At 56.1% G+C, this 18,939-nt stretch carries 11 protein-coding genes; 3 read left to right on the top strand and 8 right to left on the bottom strand.

What is annotated here, in order from left to right; translation table 11 throughout:
* Positions 1-67: 67 nt before the first annotated feature.
* The 7 genes from CEE69_RS00335 to CEE69_RS00370 form a co-directional block, all read right to left on the bottom strand.
* Positions 68-1,786: an OprO/OprP family phosphate-selective porin gene (locus CEE69_RS00335; RefSeq protein WP_099258585.1), complete on the bottom strand. Its 1,719-nt coding sequence runs from the start codon at positions 1,784-1,786 to the stop codon at positions 68-70.
* 228 nt (positions 1,787-2,014) lie between these two features.
* On the bottom strand, positions 2,015-3,850 hold the full coding sequence (locus CEE69_RS00340) for an arylsulfatase (protein ID WP_099258586.1): 1,836 nt from the start codon (positions 3,848-3,850) through the stop codon (positions 2,015-2,017).
* 226 nt (positions 3,851-4,076) lie between these two features.
* A complete protein-coding gene (locus CEE69_RS00345) occupies positions 4,077-5,714 on the bottom strand; it encodes a sulfatase family protein (protein ID WP_099258587.1) in 1,638 nt (545 codons plus the stop codon).
* A gap of 261 nt (positions 5,715-5,975) precedes the next feature.
* On the bottom strand, positions 5,976-6,794 hold the full coding sequence (locus CEE69_RS00350) for a sugar phosphate isomerase/epimerase family protein (RefSeq protein WP_099258588.1): 819 nt from the start codon (positions 6,792-6,794) through the stop codon (positions 5,976-5,978).
* 106 nt (positions 6,795-6,900) lie between these two features.
* Positions 6,901-7,851, bottom strand: a complete 951-nt coding sequence (locus tag CEE69_RS00355) for an aldo/keto reductase (RefSeq protein ID WP_099258589.1) — start codon at positions 7,849-7,851, stop codon at positions 6,901-6,903.
* A 326-nt stretch (positions 7,852-8,177) separates the two neighbouring features.
* Positions 8,178-9,929, bottom strand: a complete 1,752-nt coding sequence (locus CEE69_RS00365; protein WP_099258591.1) for a TIGR03545 family protein — start codon at positions 9,927-9,929, stop codon at positions 8,178-8,180.
* Positions 9,926-10,861 (bottom strand): DUF2062 domain-containing protein, encoded by a 936-nt coding sequence (locus tag CEE69_RS00370; protein WP_099258592.1) that lies wholly within the window; start codon positions 10,859-10,861, stop codon positions 9,926-9,928. The genes CEE69_RS00365 and CEE69_RS00370 overlap by 4 nt, the downstream gene beginning before the upstream one ends.
* Before the next feature lie 322 nt (positions 10,862-11,183).
* Here CEE69_RS00370 and CEE69_RS00375 point away from each other — a divergent pair, with 322 nt between their 5' ends.
* Genes CEE69_RS00375 through CEE69_RS00385 form a run of 3 tightly spaced genes read left to right on the top strand, consistent with a single transcriptional unit; the run spans position 11,184 to position 16,798 of the window.
* Positions 11,184-14,402 (top strand): PSD1 and planctomycete cytochrome C domain-containing protein, encoded by a 3,219-nt coding sequence (locus tag CEE69_RS00375; RefSeq protein ID WP_099258593.1) that lies wholly within the window; start codon positions 11,184-11,186, stop codon positions 14,400-14,402.
* Positions 14,403-14,421: 19 nt separating this feature from the next.
* The gene (locus CEE69_RS00380) at positions 14,422-15,834 is read left to right on the top strand and encodes a DUF1501 domain-containing protein (RefSeq protein WP_099258594.1); all 1,413 of its coding nucleotides are present in this window, start codon (positions 14,422-14,424) and stop codon (positions 15,832-15,834) included.
* Entirely contained in the window at positions 15,827-16,798 is a 972-nt protein-coding gene (locus CEE69_RS00385) for a hypothetical protein (RefSeq protein WP_099258595.1), read from the top strand. The genes CEE69_RS00380 and CEE69_RS00385 overlap by 8 nt, the downstream gene beginning before the upstream one ends.
* A 258-nt stretch (positions 16,799-17,056) precedes the next feature.
* Here CEE69_RS00385 and CEE69_RS00395 read toward each other — a convergent pair whose 3' ends face one another.
* On the bottom strand, positions 17,057-18,889 hold the full coding sequence (locus CEE69_RS00395) for a UbiD family decarboxylase (protein ID WP_233214454.1): 1,833 nt from the start codon (positions 18,887-18,889) through the stop codon (positions 17,057-17,059).
* Positions 18,890-18,939: the final 50 nt, after the last annotated feature.

Genomic DNA, 18,939 nt, shown 5'->3' on the forward strand with positions numbered 1-18,939 from the left:
TTTGTGTGCGGGGCTGAATAACAGCCCCGCACAGAGAGAGTCTTGGTTTGGATTTGAACTGGATCGATCAGAAATCAATCATGAAACGAGTTCCGAAGATCAGGAAGTTTCCTGCTTCCACCGGGGCGTCAAGCGAACTGTTGCCGTTGGCGGCCAATCCGCTATCACTGATTTCACCCCACACCAAGTTGTTCTGAACCTTCGAGTAAGGCGTCCAGTGCCAGTTCAAGCCAGCGGTGAAGAGATCCGCCACGCCGCCGTTGACACCACCATCGGTCAGATCGAGGTGGTCATATCGAAGTGCCACCTGCCACGCTCCCCAGCCACTGCCACGACAACCGTTGCAGCGATCCACCAAGAAGAAGTTTTCGTGAGGTGTCACGCGCGACAACGTTCCTGTCGACCGGTTGTACGGCATGTGCTCGCCGGTCAAGAAGTAGGACGCGTAGATGTAACCACCGTGGAAAAACAAGTTGTCGTCCACTCCCGCGGCTGGATCTTCCACCTGCATTGGGGTCAGAATGTACTCACCCGTGATTTGCAGCGAACCCAAGTTCAAGATGTTTTCGAACCCGATGTTTTGATACCAGTCGGCACCGTCGATTCGCCCGGTGTTCAGCCAACGTTGCGAGCTTCGAGCGACCGGCCGAGTACGAAAACGCCCTTCGTTGTTGTTGGTGTCATTCGCTCCAGCGTCGCCGTCTGGTTTTGCAACGGCTCCCGCCAAACCCCAGTGCCAGTACCCGCGTCCACCACTGGTATCGTCGTACCATGGCGATCCCCACAGCCGCGAGTATCCACCCGCTTGAGCTGAGTCGCCGATGAACCGACCGTCGGTGTTGATATTCTCGAGGTTGTAGATGCCGTAGGTCCAACAGAACGATTCTGCATCGTTGTGACCATACATCGCCAAACCAAAGCGACGAGCATCTTCATTGAATGCTTCAACCGCTAATGGGCGCTCTGCGAAGACGTTGTATCGCGAGCTGTTCAAGTGATCCAATCCGAGCGGACGCTTTTGATTACCCAAAAGCAACGTTTGGTTGTTGGGGAGGTTGGTCCAGCCGAGATACGCGTCTTTGATCTCGGGTGTTTGCGGGTTATTGAAGTCAACCTGCAAACGATATTTCATGTTTTGGGGAACGGTCCCCGAGATTTCCAATCGCAGACGTCGGAACGCGGTGATGTTCTCTGGACTTTGATTGGGGTCGCCGGCTGCTCCGCCAATTCGACCGCTTTCGATCCGGTTGATCCCAGCGTCGGTGTTGGAGAACGACCAGTGGTCGATGTGAACACGACCGCCAATTTTGATGGTCGACTTTTTCTTCTTGGCTTTTGCGTCCGAAGCCATTTCATCTTGGTAGTCGGCCCACTCTTCTTCGAGTGTATCAAGCGAATCAAGACGTGCTGCGAGAGCTTCGAGTCGATCCTCCAAGGATGCCTCATCGGAGTCGTCTTCCGCGATGGCTAGCTGGTTTTGCGTGTCTTGATCAAGCGTGCCGAGTCCAGATGGCTCTTGATCGATATCAGCGGGAAGCGACTGCAAAGTACTTTCAACCGCTTGGACGGGAGCCGCGCTGTACTCGCTGGACAGCATTCCATCGAACGAACCCTGCGAAGGAGCCGATTCAGGCGAGACCAACACGGAGTCGCTTCCCACTTGGTCTGCGGGGTTCCACCATTCATCGGCGGTCGCCACTGTTCCGCCACTGGCTACCAAGCAGACCAACGCCGCAAGGGTTCGTCTGGCAACGCTACCGCCGCGCCGCATGGATGAAGATTGCATCGAATTGAGACTCCGTTTTCTCGATTTAAGCACCAACCAATCCCTAGGTTGATGTCGCCTTACGGAGTGTTCATCGATCACCCGATCCCGCATGTATGGCTGATGATTGCCACCCGGACCGAAACTAAGTATTTCTTAATATTGGGATCTGATGCATCCGATTCAACCGACACAACCCGACTGGGAAGTGCCGGAAAAATCGTCACAACCGGCCCTAAAAAGAGAAACTCATTTGCCGATTCGCGAGAGCGTGCAATAGTACGCCCCGACTTCGCCACTCGGGATTTTGAAGACGGGAGCGAGCTGGTGTGAGCCCTTGGATAGATCGATTTCCATGGACACGACGCTGTCCCCTTCACCGACGGCTTTGCTCGCGATGGACTTTCCATCAACACGAATTTCAGCCGACTGAACCGGAATCGCACGGCCGGCTTGCGTTCGATACGCGGGTGACGATCCCGGCACATCTTCGCCCGGCGGCACAGCCGCAGTGATCGCGGCGCCGGATTCTTCGGGCCAACGACGCAAAGCGACCTCAAACTTGCCGGCTTCGTGCACGTGGATGGCCCAGTGACCGTTGTGCGACAATTTCTGGTCCTTCGCCTTCTTCGATTTCTTTGGAAAAACCGCCGCGGCGGCACGAATCGCAGCTTGGTTCCATGGAGGAGCCTGCCCAATCCAGTCGTGAGCGGTGAACGTGACGACCGGATGATCGGGGTGCCCGACGGTCATTTCTGTGGTTTGTGAAAACGTCGGTTCCAACTCCGCCCACCACGCGTCGTAGAACGAACGCATCGAGTCGACTTGATCGGGGTGAGCTTTCGCAACGTTGTTTTCTTGGCCTGGATCGTCCGCAATGTTGTACAGCTCTTTGCCATTGATCAGACGCCATTTGTTCTGCATCACCGACGATTGACGCCACTTGATCGGGTCAATCACTCGCTGCGAATCGGTGATCAACATGCGTTCGTCGAACGACGAGTCGGCTTGTCCTTTCAACAGCGACACGATCGATGTCCCGTCGAACTTCACCTTTTCAGGTGCATCGACACCACACATTTCCAGCAGCGTGGGAACAACGTCGACGGCATGACAAAGCGTGTTGTCACTGCGGGGCGTTGCAAAGCCACCCTTGGGATAATGCATCACGAATGGAACGCGGTGGCCGCCTTCATACGGACTGCCCTTCTTGCCACGCATCCCGGCGTTGTAGACCGAAGCACCGCCCGCCGTGCCATTGTCAGTCGTGAAGATAAAGATCGTGTTGTCATGCACGCCCAGCTCACGAAGCAATTCACGAGTTTGCCCGACGTTGTCATCGATGTTGGTGATCATCCCAAAGAACGTCGCGACGTTTTCCTTCATCTCAGGGTACATGTCGATGTACTTTTGCGGTGCGTGCAACGGACCGTGCGGTGCGTTCGTCGCGATGTAGGCCAAGAAAGGCTCGTCGGCTTCGACACATTCTCGAATGAATCGATTGCCTTCACGGAAGAAAACGTCCGTGCAAAAGCCTTCCGCTTTGACCGCCTCTCCGTTGTGGAAATAAGATCCGCCGAAGTAAGCGTTGTCCCAAAAATCGGGTGTCTGCCCCACGCCGCCTCCGCCGTGGCGATAGACCTCGGTGAATCCATTGTCCTCAGCGCGGTAGGGATAGTTGTCGCCCAAGTGCCACTTGCCAAACATGCCCGTTTGGTAACCAGCATCACTGAAAATTTCGCCAAACGTCACTTCGTTGTCTCTCAACATCGAACGACCGCTGATCGTATGCCACACGCCAGTTCGGTTGGTCCAGTGCCCCGTGACAAATGCGGAACGAGTTGGCGAGCACGTGGGAGCAACGTGATAATCCGTCAGCACCGATGACTCCGCCGCCAACGAGTCGATGTTTGGCGTTTTCACGACCTCGTTTCCAGTGAAGCCGCAATCGCCGTATCCCTGATCATCGGTGATGACGATCACCACATTCGGACGATCCGCTGCCGCGACCGAACCAGACATCTGCAGTCCGCCGGACCAAGAACTCACGGCGACGACCGCCAGACAAAACAACCAACGTGACATAGGAGTGACTCAGACTGGAGGGATGAAACTGAGGGGAGGAGGGAAAACAACGGTAGCCGAACTGTGCGATTTGTCAGGTCAGAATTCCGCCTTCAAACGGCGAGAATGCGACGTGACACATTTCACAGGTTCAGCCCGGCAGTCTCTTAGCAGAACGGCACAAACCGTCCGGTCCTTCGAACCGGAGAGCTCTCAACTAGCCGCTAGAAACACTGGAACACCAAGCCTACTTTCGGAGCTTGGTTTCCTGCCCCGATTGCTTGGCCTGAGAATACTCGTGCGAAATCTTGATCGCCTTCTGACGGTCCTCCTCACTGTAATCCCAAAATTCCTGGACCACCTCTTCGACGGCCGGGTAATGTGAACCATCGTCACCCACTCGTTCCCGAAGCTCCGCCAATCGCTGTTTGAGATCCGTCGCGATCTCGGCGTATTCCGGGTTGTCGATTTGGTTGACGACTTCCGTTGGGTCATTCACCAAATCGTACAATTCCCAAGCCGGTGGCGTTTGCAGCTTTCCTTCGTAGTTGACGCCGTAGTAATAGATCAGCTTGTGGGTCTTGGTCCGAATCCCAACGTGACCGGGATTGTCATGGTGAGCCATGTGCATCCAGTAGCGGTAGTACGCTTCCTGTTTCCAACCTTCGGGTTCTTCACCGGTCTCGCAAATTTCGCGAAAGCTTTTGCCTTGCATGTAGTCGGGCGTTTCCACTCCGGCGAATGCCAACATGGTCGGACCGTAGTCGACATTTTCGACGATTGCACTGCTGCGTGATCCGGCTGGAATTGACTTGGGATAACGGACCAAGAACGGCATGCGTTGCGACTCGTCATACATCCACCGCTTGTCCATGTAGTCGTGCTCACCCAGCATGAACCCTTGATCGCCTGTGTAGATGATCACGGTGTTGTCCATTTGGCCGGTTTCTTCCAACTTGCTGAACAAACGAGCCAAGTTGTCATCGACTCCCTTCACGCAGCGGAGGTAGTGCTTCATGTAGATGTTGTACGCTTCTCGCTTTGCATCTTCATCGCTGAGCCATGAGTCGACACCGTAATGCTTTGCATAGTTGCGACGCGGATTGCGGCGTCCGATCGATGTGCCGATGAACGGCATCATTTCGTCATCGGCCCCACGAGTCGCCAAGGATCCGAACTTCGGTTGGCTCCACAAATTCTTCGGTTCCGGAATGGCAATTTCTTCCAGGTACTCCTCATAGCGAGGTGCGTACTCAAAGAAATCGTGGGGTGCCTTGTAGTGGTGCATCAAGAAGAATGGTTTGTCATCCTCACGAACTTCGTCGAACCACTTCAGCGTGATGTCGGTGATCGCGTCGGTGCTGTGCATGCCTTCTTTCTTGATCGTGTTCTTCGGCCAGGGCTTGTCACCTTGGACTCGGAACTCAGGATCAAAGTACTTGCCTTGTCCGGGCAACACGCAGTAGTAATCAAATGCAGCGGGTTCCGCTTTGAGGTGCCACTTCCCGATCATCGCGGTCTGGTAGCCGGCCTTCTTCATCTCTTTCGCGAGATGCTGGTTCTCCGGATCAATGCGACCATTCAAATCAAACACGCCGTTGGTGTGGTTGTATTGCCCGGTCATGATGCACGCACGACTGGGCGTGCAGATTGAGTTGGTACAGAACGCGTTTTCGAACAGCATCCCTTCCTCGGCCAACCGATCCAAGTTCGGCGTTGGGTCGAGGTAGGCCAATCGACTGCCATAGGCTCCCACCGCTTGGCTGGTGTGATCATCCGACATGATGAAGACAATGTTGGGGCGATCATCGGCGACCGCCCAAGGTGCCATCGCAATGGCAAGCATCCAAATCAGGGTTCGTGACCCAATCAAAGTGTTTGACATATTCAGTTCATCTCGTGGTGGGGAGGGATGGTGGGGGCGTCGACTTTTTGCTCAGTGGCATAGCAGGCTGTTCATTTAGTCGCATATCGAATGACAAAATGCCGTTGGGCGTTAGCCCCGGTTGGCGTCTAATTAACCGCCGCTAACGCGGTACGGCTCACTCAATCAACAGCCCGATAGGGGTTCTCGAATCAAAGGCTGGAAGCCTATGCCTCATCTTTTTTAGACCCGAAACCTATGCAAGTTTGTGTTTGGACAAACTCACGCAGTGAGGCGTTTGTACGCATCGATCGTGTTTTTCGCGGCGGTGTCCGAATCGGGCAACGCGAATGCTTCGGCACACAGGTATCCGTCGTAGTCGATGTCTTTCAAAGCCTGAATGATGGGCTCATGATTCATGTGCCCCATGCCGGCGGCTTGGCGATTGGAATCGACAAAGTGAATGTGCCCGACGTAGCCCTTGCCGGCTCGAATGGCGGAGGCCAAGTCGGCTTCTTCAATGTTCATGTGGAACAAATCCGCCAGCAACTTGATGTTGTCGGACGACAACGTCTTGCAAAACTCAACGCCTTCTTCGACCGTGCGAAGCAGATTGGTCTCGTAACGATTCAGTGGCTCATAGAACAGCGGCACGTTGTACTTCGCTGCGTACGGACCAAGTTCATCAAGTGCTTCCCGCAAGAACCCCAACGCTTGGTCGCGAGAAATGTCGCCGCCCCATTTGCCTTGCATCGATCCGATGATCGCGGGAGCGTTGTACTTGCCGCCGAAGTCAATCATTTGCTTGACGAAGTCACGAGCCTTGGCACGATGATCGGCGTCCGCGTGCGTGAGGTTCAAACCATGCTTGACCATTCCCGCACCGGTGCCAACAGCGGCGACAACCAAGTTGTGTTTTTCAAGCAGTCCCTTGAGCTCACTCTCGTCGACCGCATCGGGGCCGGGAGCGAAAATTTCAATCGCATCAAAACCCAGTGCCGCTGACTTTTCGCAAGCGTCTTGCAAACCGTCCCAGTAAACAAATGGTCCGCCGCGAGCTTCTTCGACCAGGCTGACCGTGATGGCAGATTTGAACGTCATGTAAATTCTTTGAGGGGGAGATTTGTGGGGATGGATTGGATGTGGCATAGGCCTCCTGCCTGTGATTCATATTCCACAGGCTGGAAGCCTATGCCACTTGGTGAACTCACGAGGCGACAGGCTCGTCGTTGTTTTCGGGCCGGCCTTCGATGTAGAACCAATTGTGAATTGGCTTCAGAATTTCTTGGACTTCGGCGACCAATGTTTCGTCCATGGGCTCCTGTGCCCACTCGGCCCACTGGGCGACTCGTTTTGGGTTGGCTGATCCAGGAATGCAGGTCGCAAAATTTTCGTTGGCGATGCTGAACTGAAGTGCGATCTTGGCGATGTCACTTCCGCGATCGGCACAGTGCTTGGCGGCAGCGGCGGCGACCTTGCGAACTTCAGGGGTGGCTTTGTGCCAAGGTGGCAATTCCGCGTTGGTCAACAAACGCGCCGAGAATGGCGCACCGTTCATCAACCCAACACCTTTCTCTTTGGCAAGTGGCACCAAGTCGAGTGCCATGTCGTTTTGCAATGTGTAGTGGTTGTATGTCAGCAAGCAGTCGATGTCCGCACGTTCCATCACGTACTTGAACATCTTCATGGGGTAACCGCTGACACCGACGTAGCGAACCTTGCCCTTTTCGATTTCGCGACGGATCGCTGGGATGGTCTCTTCGACGATCTGCGACATCTCGACGAATTCCAAATCGTGACACAGCACGATGTCGAGGTGGTCGACCTTCATTCGTTCAAGCGATGTGTCGATGCTTTCGGTGACACGTCGGGCGCTGAAGTCAAAGTGCTCGCCGGTGTAGCGACCAAGTTTGGTGCCCAAGTAGTACTGATCACGCGGGATATCAGGCAGGACTCGGCCGAGCATCATTTCGCTCATGCCACGTCCATAGAACGCAGCGGTGTCGATGAAGTTCATGCCGCTATCGAGAGCAACACGAACAGCTTGCAAACTCTCACCCAAATCGACGCTGCGGAACTCTTGTCCGATCGAAGACGCTCCAAAGGAGAGCGTCGTGAGTTCCATGTCCGTTTGGCCTAAACGTCGGCGAGGCAGCATCTTGGCAATTCTTGGGGTTGATGGTGGGGATGGGTTCCAGGGCGACAAGATGCAGCGAGTGTAACCTCGCGTTGCCGCCGATGCCAACGCACCCAACCCCAAAGAAAAGCCGTTCTGGGCTATAGATTTGAGCGTTTTCGCCCGAGATCTTCACCCCGTATTCGCCCCGCCGTGCGCGCATGAAGAAAGGCCGGAGGTCGACGCACGATTGAATCGTGCACCCACCTTCGGCCTTTGCCAGGACGGTCGCGATTGACGCGATGTCAACGCTCACCCGGTCGACTCAAACGCACATGGCGGAGTCGACCCGAGTTGCTAGCTTCTGATCAACGCAAGCTCGAACCAAATGCGGTCTTGAGTTTGCCCAAGTATTGATCCGCACCGTTGATTTCGCTCAGGACCTTGCGGCTGAGTTCTTCCACCGATTTGTCCGCCTTGGCCAACAACGATTGAGCTTGGTTCTGTTGAGCGAGCATCCACTCGTTCAATTCCAACATTTGCTCGCGATGAGCTTCGTCCACCTTGGCAGCGACCTTGGCTTTGGACGCTTCCACTTGGCTGGCGATGGCCGTTTTCGCGGCGTCGTTGAAAACCTGACCCAGGTTGGTGTTCAGCTTCAGATCAATGTCTTGCCAGGTCCCGTTGAACTCGGCATCGATTTCAACTTGATCCACATTAGCAAGCGATTGGTTCATTTGAATCGCCGCCGTCGAAGCTCCCGCATCGCCTTTGATATCCAAACGCATGTTGACGCCGGTTTGCTTGCTGACCAAACGGCCCTCAAGGTGTTCCCCGCGACTGCTCAGTTGAACCCACACTTCGCGAACGCCGCCGGCGATCGCAACGCCAACGTCTTTGCCGCGTCCCAAGTGAATCGGATCGGCATTCATCTGTGGCCAGTGAAGCGTCAAGCGATCGAGTTGTTCGCCTTGTCGACGGTCGCGAATGTAGTCGACATCAACTGTTTCGGGACCTTCCAAACGCAAGCGGGCTCGCGTTGGATCCGCCAACAGTTCCGGTGTTGGCGTCATGTTCTCGACCACTCCGGTCAGAGTGAAGACTTTGCCGTCCGCACGCATGGTGCCGCTGACGTCGCAGTGACGGATCATCAATTCCGGGCGACGATTGCGGCCCAAGAAATCAAAGTCTTCGCCACGGACACGCTCGGTATCGGGCGCGACCACGGTGTAGTTGGCAAGCGTCCGCCCACTATCGAGGTAATCACGGAGTTGGTTGAGCGAACGTCGGATTTCAGCACTGACCAAGTCAACGCCGAAGTTCTTCGATTCGCTCAGGTCGCCAGGCACATAGGCATCGACTTTGTCCAAGTCAGCTTGCTTTGCCTTTTCCAAGCGAGCCAAGTCGGCTTTCATCTGATCGGGCATTGCATTCATCGCGTTTCGCAACGAGATCAATTGCTCTCGAGCCGCTTCGGATTCCGCCAAGGTGCGTTGCAACTCGGGCCAATCCCGCAATGGATTGTCGATGCCGCTGGCGGCTTCGCGAATCGTTTCGACGCGTTCTTCGAGTTCTTTGGTTTGCTTGACCAATTGCTCGTATTCGCTCTTCCAACGACGGCGAATCTCTTCGCCCGTGCGAACGGTCTCGAGATCTTTACCGAGTGCTTCGGCACGATCACTCAGTCCGCCGGTCGCGCTGGACAACAAGTTTTCGATCATCGAAGGACCGGACGATTCGATTTCTTCCGGTTCTTCTTCCAAGTGTCCACTGGACTCTCGTGTGGTACCGATTTGCAAACCAGCGATGCTGCCTTGGCGAATCACCCATCGACGACGCAGCAACGCATCTCCGTCGACGATCAAGTTCACCGAGTCCGCTTGGAAGGCGTTTCGGAATTCCTTGTCATCACGTGGATCGGCGACGTGCACCGAATCGAACTGGATCTGAGGTGGAAACAATCCCACGCGAGTCGCGCCGATGTCGGCCCGGGCTCCCGTCGAGGCTTCCAACCCACGGACCGTGATGTAGCTGGCCATCGGGCCGAGGCCCCAAAACAGCAGCATCAAAATGGTCGCGACAACGATTAGCCGTGTCAGTAAGAATCTCCAACGAATCATGCTGCATCCTTGTCTTGCGAATCGCGCAATTGACGAAGCAAATAACTGAGCGCTTCATCGATTTTGTGTTGGTCGTCGTTCGTGTTTGGAAGCGGACGAGCTGACTCGCCAGATCTCAACGCCACGCTGGTCGGTTTCGATGCGGGTTGCGAATTCAATTCCGCATCCAGCATTTCGATGTGGGTGGATTGCGTTTTGGAGGAAGCGTCCGAAGCAGGAGCGTCCAATGCCGCCGTGGTTCGTTTCGAATCCGAGTCTTCATCGCGGCGTGGCGAGATCTTTGCCAGCACGGGTTCCGCATCGTCCACGCGGCGGAAGTCAAACACTCGTCCCGAAGCGGATTCGAGAGCCTCGCCGTTGCCCGATGCAAAAACCGGTTCCGGCGTGAAGTGAGGCTGAGGTGGCTGTTTGTGCGAGGTATCAATCGCGTGCGTTGCCGACGTATCGGTCGTTCGTCGCTTGCGAACTGGTGTCACGACCAAGTCGTCGTCTTCGCTTCTGTTGCCCGAAACGGCTTTGAAAAGCGGGTACGAAACAGCAAAGGTTGGAACGAGCGATGCCAGTCCAATCAAAAAGCTGCCCATCACGACGGTGTTGTTCAAATCCGTCCAAGGAATCAACGGGTAGTCCCAAGCCTGTGCCATGAACTCCGAGACACCGTTTTGGGAGAAGAACCACTGAGCCAATTCGTCTGAGATTGGATCCAGTCGAGGTGCGACCATGGTCACGCCAATCGCGGTGAGCGCGACCATCGCGTGATTGACACGCAACATCAGCACTCCGAACACCAACACGACAGCCAACAAATTGCCGTGCGGGATCAGGCCGATGAGGAGGCCCAACGCCAATCCCCAGGCGAGCTGAGAAGGATATTTCCTCCCCGCGATCGCTTTGCGAAGACTGCTGAGCAGCTTGATCGAAAACAGAATCATAAAACTCGGCCCACGCGGCTGATCGATGGATGTAACAACTGGAATCCTCGTCATCATCGGCATCTCGAGGACAACTATTTAGTACAACCGGCAAATTCGACACTGCCAGATCAATCGGCGATCGGCCGGTTTCCAAGCGGCCATCGTGCGAGCTCATAAGTCGATAGAGTCTATTGAGTTTCACGGTGTTTCGTTGTCTTTCAAACAACCGTAGAAAGCTCGCTGAGGACCGAAGGTTTCTGAAAGATCTTGGATCGATCTGTTACAATGAGTTTCCCGCCCGCCCCCCTCCTTCCAGCCATATTCTGTGGTCTCGCTCTTCATGCATTCTCGATTGCACTCCTTTGATTTTTTGCGATGGACGACGTTTTGCTTGCTCGGCCTGACCGGCCCATGCTGGCTCACCGTTTCGGCCGACGAAGCTGACATCTCGTTCAACCAAGACATCCGGCCGATCCTGTCCGAGAACTGTTATTTCTGTCACGGACCGGACGAGCACAATCGTCAGGCCGGTTTGCGAATGGACGTTCGCGAAGAAGCGATCGACTACGCCGCGATTGTTCCCGAGGACATCGAAGGCAGCGAATTGGTCGTCCGAATCGATCACGACGATCCGGATCTGGTGATGCCTCCACCGGATTCACACAAATCGTTGACCGACAAACAGAAGCAGCTGCTGAAAGACTGGATCGCCCAAGGTGCTCCATACGAGGAACATTGGTCGTTCAGTCCCATCGAGCGTCCCGATGTCCCCGACCTGAGCCAGTGGGACGAAACGACTGACTCGGATTCGGTTCATCCAATCGATGCCTTCGTCCGTGCCAAACTGCTCGCGAAGGGACACGACCTTTCCGAACCCGCTCGAGCAGACCGATTGCTGCGGCGGATGCATTTGGATCTGGTTGGGTTGCCACCGACTTGGAAAGAAACCCAAGACTTCTTCCAGCAATCTCGCTCGGCACAGACATCGGCTGACGCGAAAGCCGCCCTGATCGATCAGAAGCTGGATGAACTGTTTGCCAACCCTCACCACGGTGAACGCATGGCCGCGTTCTGGTTGGACCTCGTTCGATTCGCGGACACGGTCGGTTACCACGGTGACCAGAACCAACACATCTTTCCCTACCGCGACTGGGTAATCGAAGCGTTCCAAGACAACATGTCGTTTGATGAATTCACCATCAAACAGCTCGCCGGCGATCTGCTTCCCAATCCAAAGACCGACGACTTGATCGCGTCCGGCTTCAACCGGCTGAACATGATGACTCGGGAAGGCGGTGCCCAACCTGGCGAGTACCTTTCCAAGTACGCCACCGACCGAGTGCGAACCGTTGGCATGGCCTGGATGGGGCTGACCACGGGATGCGCCGAATGCCACGACCACAAATTCGATCCTTTCACGGCAAAGGATTTCTACTCGCTGGGTGCGTTCTTCGCTGACATCAAGCAATGGGGCGTCTACAGCGATTACGGCTACACGCCCAACCCGGACCTGAAGGGCTACAACAACAACTTCCCATTCCCGCCGGAAATCGAAGTCACCAGCAAAGCGTTGCTGCGAGAGCAAACGCAAGCCAAGCGGGAACTCATCGAATTGGCTCGTTCTCAATACGCCGCCCTGCCGGACGACAAGAAGACCGCCGCGGAACAATGGCTGACGAGTGTCAACGATTGGCTCGGACAAAACGCCGACGGTTGGAAATCGGTTCAGAAGACCTCAGCCAAATCAGCGGACAAAAACCAGCGTGCCTGGAAGCTCGAGGGCGATGCCATTTCCGCTGAATCCCTGTCGCCTCAGTCCATCCAAGTCAGCTTGCTGACCGCACCGAACCAATCGTCTCAAAACGTGGAAGTCCGCTTCTACATCGAGGAAATCAAGCAACCGGAGGCCGACGCTTCCGACGAGAAAAAAACCGCTGGCGAGAAAAGCGAAGAACCGAAGCCAACTCGCAGCAGCGTCGCTGTTTCCTTGGCAAGAGCCAACCGCTGGCTGCCCGCGTTCTCCAGCACGGTCGCTCAGCAAAACGTCGCCTCGCGTTGGTCGGTTCCCGCGACGGACTCAAACGGACACACGGTGAAGCAACGGCCGCATCAGTTCATGATCGACCAGTCCGAGCACGCCGACGATCCGATGCAGGCTGTGTTTGAGCTGTCCGCACCTTTGCAACTGAAAGACGGCCAATCGTTGATCGCGGAGATCAAAGGTTTGCACGCGAACACCGAAGTGGCATTCGAAACGTCACCGCTGATCCGAATGCGGCCTTTTGATTCAGCCGAGTTGGAAGCGATTCAAATCTGCGATTCGATTGGCCAACCCAACGCTCTGTTGAGCTGGATGATGTCGAATCCGCATCAAGCCAAAGACGTGGGTGCCAAGAACCATTGGCGAGACCGCTACCTCGCTTGTCGCGAAGGTCGAACGTGGACGATGGTGACGCAAGCTTCCGAGCCAATGGAAATGCGGATCCTGCCGCGTGGCAACTGGCAAGACAAAACCGGTGAAGTCGTTCAACCCGCCACACCAGAATTCCTGGGTCGCTACGACACCGATCCCGCGAAGGAAGGCGAAGGCGATGCCAAGCGTTTGACGCGGCTGGATTTGGCTCGCTGGATCGTGCACCGCGACAATCCGTTGACGGCTCGCGTCGTAGCCAACCGAACTTGGAAACAATTCTTCGGTGTTGGCTTGACCGCCGCCGTTGATGACCTCGGTGCTCAAGGCGATCCGCCATCGCACCCGGAACTGCTCGATTACCTGGCGATTGAATTGATCGATTCGGGCTGGGATCTGCGTCACTTGGAACGGTTGATTTTGACCAGCCAAACGTATCAACAGGACAGCCGCGTTCGACCGGAACTTTCTGAGATCGATCCAGAGAATCGCTTGCTCGCCTATCACCCACCGCGACGCTTGGAAGCAGAGATCATTCGCGACAACGCGCTCGCCGTATCCGGTTTGTTGAACCTGGAAATCGGCGGCCCCTCGGTCAAACCGTACCAGCCCGGCGGATACTATTCGAACCTGCAATTCCCCAATCGCAGCTACCGTTCCACCGCGGGCGACAATCAATATCGCCGCGGCATTTACATGCACTGGCAGCGAACATTTCTGCATCCGATGCTGGCCAATTTCGATGCTCCCAGCCGTGAAGATTGCGTGGCAATTCGAGCGAACGCGAACACGCCGCAGCAAGCTTTGACGTTGCTCAATGATCCAACGTTCATCGAAGCGGCAAGCGAACTGGCTTGGAGCACGATGCAGCAATCCGAGTCGGACGAAAATCGATTGCGGGCAATGGTTCGTCGTTCAGTTCAACGCGAAGCCACCAGCGAAGAGATCGAGCGATTGTCCATATTCCTGGATCAGCAACGCGAACTGTTCCTCGCGGACGAAGCCTTGTCGGTGGAGTTGACCAGCATCGGCCAGTCCTCCGCGCGTCACGACAAATCGCTGTCGCCAGCCGATCGCGCCGAATGGGCCGCTTGGACCGCGACAGCTCGCATCGTTCTGAACCTGCACGAAACCATTACCCGCTATTGAGTCACGCCGGAGTCACATCATGAATTCATTTCCCTCCATTCAGCGGCGCAGCTTTCTCAAACGCGGCACCTACAGCGTCGGCATGGCCGCGCTGGGATCGATGCTCGCACGCGAAAGCCAAGCCAGCCAAACCCATTCGCCTCAGCCGCACTTTCCCGGCACCGCGAAAACGGTCATTCACCTTTGCATGGCTGGCGGCCCCAGCCACATGGAATCGCTGGACCCGAAACCAGAACTGGACAAGATCAACGACCAGCCGTTCCCGGCGTCGATGACCGACGGACAACAGTTGGCCCAGCTTCAAGGTTCGAAGTTGATCGCTCGCGGTTCGTTTTGCAAATTCAAGAAGTGGGGCCAGTCCGGTCTCGAAATCAGCGAACTGTTTCCGAACATCGGATCGGTCGCGGATGATCTGTGCATCATTCGCTCGATGCACACCGAGCAAATCAACCACGACCCCGCTCACGCGTTCATGAACACGGGCTCGATCCAAAAAGGACGCCCGAGCATGGGTTCGTGGCTCCTGTATGGTTTGGGTGCCGAGACCGAATCGTTGCCGGGGTTCATCGTCTTCACCAGCCAAGGTCGCTACGGAGCCCAACCGGTTTCGGCACGTCAGTGGAAAGCAGGTTTTCTGCCCAGCCGTTTCCAAGGCGTTCAGTTTCAATCCAAAGGCGACGCGGTTCACTACGTTCGCCCGCCCGGCGGAATCACAGACACGACTCAGCGAGCCACTATCGAAGCGGTCAATGCCTTCAATCAAGACTTGCTGGCCGACCGTGGCGATTCCGAAATCGCAACTCGGATCAGCCAGTATGAAATGGCGTTCCGAATGCAAACTTCGGTGCCGGAATTGGCCGACATGTCGGACGAATCGCAGGAAACATTGAACCTGTATGGCGTCACCAAACCGGGCGACGGATCGTTCGCAAGCAACTGCTTGATGGCTCGACGATTGGCCGAACGCGGCGTTCGATTCATCCAGCTTTACCATCGTGCGTGGGATCACCACAGCAACCTGGAGGCTGGGATGAAGGACAGCGCGAAAGCGGTCGACCAAGCCTCGGCGGCATTGATTCAAGACCTCAAGCGTCGCGGGATGCTGGATGACACCTTGGTCATTTGGGGCGGCGAGTTTGGCCGCACACCAATGAAACAAGGCTCGGGACGCGACCACCACATCAACGCGTTTTCGTTGTGGATGGCGGGCGGCGGCGTCAAAGGCGGGATCTCGTACGGCAACTCCGATGAACTCGGTTATCGTTATTTGAAAGACGGCGAGGAAACCCACGTGCGTGATTTGCATGCGACGATGCTGCACACCTGCGGGCTCGATCACATGAAGTTGTCGGCCAAGTACCAAGGCCTCGACGTCAGGCTCACGGGAGTCGAACCGGCCCGCGTCTTGAAACCGATCCTCAAAAATGCTTGATCGGAAACGCCCCAATTGCAGCAAGCGACCATCGCGACAACGCATGCGATCCCTCGCGTTGGTTTTGGCAAGCATAGTCATCGCCCACGCTGGATCGGTGCTGGCCGACGACGGCAACGCATTGTTTGATCAGATGCTGAAAGATGGCATTCCGCTGACCGACGACAGCGTCGCTCCCCTCCCCGCACCAACGTTCCTGAGCTCATCCGGTGAACCGGTCGTGACAAAGGAAGTCGAAAGCCAACTGCAGAAATTGTCGCGAGCAGGAGGCATCCAACGTTTCGTCCGCGACTCGGCGGTCGCTCCGATCGCCATCGACATGGATTCGATTTCGAATTCCGACGACCAGCGTATCGGGCACCTGCTGGACGTCACCTTCGTCGTGCATGCATCGATTGATTTGGTGCAAGATTCCGACGCGTTGAATTCTTTGCTGGGCGTCCGCAAGACCGACGATGAGCAAGACGACGTCGGTGCCGCGAACCAAGTCAGCGAAGAAGAACTCACAAAGCTTGGGATCAGCCCGGATGGCGAAACCTCATCTTTCGGCAGGGTGAGTTTTCCGTTGCTGGACCGAGTCATGGTCGAGGGGGTGATCCACGCGGAAACGCATCGTCGCCTCGAAGGCGACTCAGGTGATTTTGTGACCGTCGCTTGGCATTTGGATCCACGGTTTGAAAACTCGTGGAGCCCGATCGAGCGAAATGATTTGGGCAAAGAAGTCACCGGCGACTCGAAACCATATCAGGGACTCGGCGGAGTGATCACAGCCACACGATTGCCAGCCGAGATCGCGGGTGAGGATGCAGACGCAACCATCGTGCAAGCCAGACTGGTGGTGCACGAACCAGTGGATTGGTTCGGCGGCCGCAACCAACTGCGAAGCAAACTGCCACTGATCATCCAAGACCGAGTGCGTGACCTAAGGAGGAAGCTCGCGGAAGTTCACGACGCGTCACGTTGAGCGATCCTTCGCCCAAAGTAGCGGCAGGGCGCGAGCCCTCCGGTTCCTCACCGGGCGGCTCGCGCCGCACCGCTAACTGCGTAAGACCTTGCTAACGCTGCGGGATGTGATCGGGGCTCCGTAGGGCAGGTCATTACCTGGCGCCCCAACCGATGCTTTGGAACAAAGCGAGTCGTCCGGCAACGAATCCAAAGTTCATTGTTGAACCGCCCGTGACCCCGCCGGCTTCAACCGTGCCTACAGGGAGTCCCGAGACACTCACAAATACTTGGCCAGCTCATCGCCTCTGCTGGCTCTTGCATCAACCTTGGCGGTGACGTCGGCATCTTCCACGAGCGGCGGGGCGTGATGCGGTTTGACTCGCGCGTCGATGATCAGCGGTCCGCGACAGCCCCAGTGCTTGTCGACGACCTGCACATCAACACCGTCGACATCAATCGCTGGGTTGCTGCGTGTAAACGTCAACCACAACCAATTGTTCAACGTTGCGGCGGCGAACTCAGAATCGTCACACAAGGTGATCAACGGCACGCTTTCTAGATTTGGCTGGTTTGCCAAGTGCTCAGTGAGACGTTGAACGTCTTCACGAGACGCGTCGCCGCTGTACTTGGGTCCTTCCACCGCGATCACGCCAGGCATCACCAACTTCGGTTCTGAAATGCCATCCGGCAGACTAAGACCAGATGGTATCTCCGTTGCGAGTTCTCGGATCGGCTGACCCGTCGCCGCGACGACGACTTTGGAACCTTGATTCAATCCCGTGCCGCTGTAGTCCAGCGTGTCGATCGTCGTCTTGGTATGGAAATGCAAATCGCGACGCCAATCGACTCGGCGAAGGATGTGCTGCATGAAGTTGCCAATGTCATGGATCTTGATCGAATCATCTGGGTCGTCGGTGATCCACAGATACTTCGCCAGTGACAATTGCCCGTTGCCCAAAATCGCGTTGGCCTGAGTCAGCAACTCCTGCGGCTCTTTGGCTTTCAAGTACGGCATGTAACGTTCGCTGCCGATCGCCAACAACAACGGATGCACGCCGGCCGCATCGACCGCGTGAACCGCTTTCACGCCGGGGATCACCGTCGGGATAATTGGATCGGTCAGCTCATGAATCAGCTGGCCGAACGTTGTGTCTTCTTGAGGTGGCCGGCCGACGACGGTGAACGGCCAAATCGCATCTTTGCGATGCCAAACATGATCGACCTTCATGAACGGGAACGGGTGCTGCAACGAGTAGTAACCCAAGTGATCGCCAAACGGACCTTCCGGCATCGTCGCGGTTGGATCAACCGTCCCCACAATCGCGAAGTCCGCGTCGGCGTAAACCGGCGCGTGCGATCCGCGCATCATGCGAACACGTCGACCCGAAAGCGCACCGGCGAAAGTCAGCTCAGTCAGGCCTTCGGGCAGCGGCATCACCGCAGCCAGACTCATCGCCGGTGATCCACCAACCGTGATCGCGACCGGCAAGGATTCGTTGCGATCCATCGCTGCGCGATGATGTACTCCGATGCCGCGATGAATCTGATAGTGCAGCCCGACTTGGGTCTCGGGGTCATAGTCGTTCCCCGCGAGCTGAACGCGGTACATGCCCAAGTTGACTCGCATCAGATTCTCAGGAGCGGTCGGGTCCGCCGAGAGCACTTGTGGCAAGGTCACAAACGAACCGCCATCCATCGGCCACGACTTCAGGGCCGGCAACTCGCTCAGCCGGCACCGGTTGGCTTGAACCGGACCGCTTCGAGTGAATCGCGGCAGCATTGTCAGCGCCGTCATCGGCACGCCCGCGTATCGCATCGGGCTTTTGGGCAATGCCGACGGATCGAGTTTGACCTCAATCAATCGACGCACACGCTCGAGCGTGTCGCGAAAAAGGTAACGGGCTTGGTCCAGCGACGCGAACAGATTCGACGCCATCGGGAATTGGCATCCACGAACATTGGTGAACAAGATCGCCGGTCCACCTCGCAGATACACGCGACGTTGGATCTCGGCCATCTCCAGAGTTGGATCGACTTCGTCATCGACCGTGATCAGTCGACCTCCGGCGCGCAGATCCTCCACGACGTCTCGGGTGCTTCGATGTTTCAACGCGAAAACTTTCAGACGAGAACCAGGAATCCGATCGATTGACCGCCAAG

The sequence above is a fragment of the Rhodopirellula bahusiensis genome (genome assembly GCF_002727185.1).
In the GTDB taxonomy this organism is placed as follows: domain Bacteria; phylum Planctomycetota; class Planctomycetia; order Pirellulales; family Pirellulaceae; genus Rhodopirellula; species Rhodopirellula bahusiensis.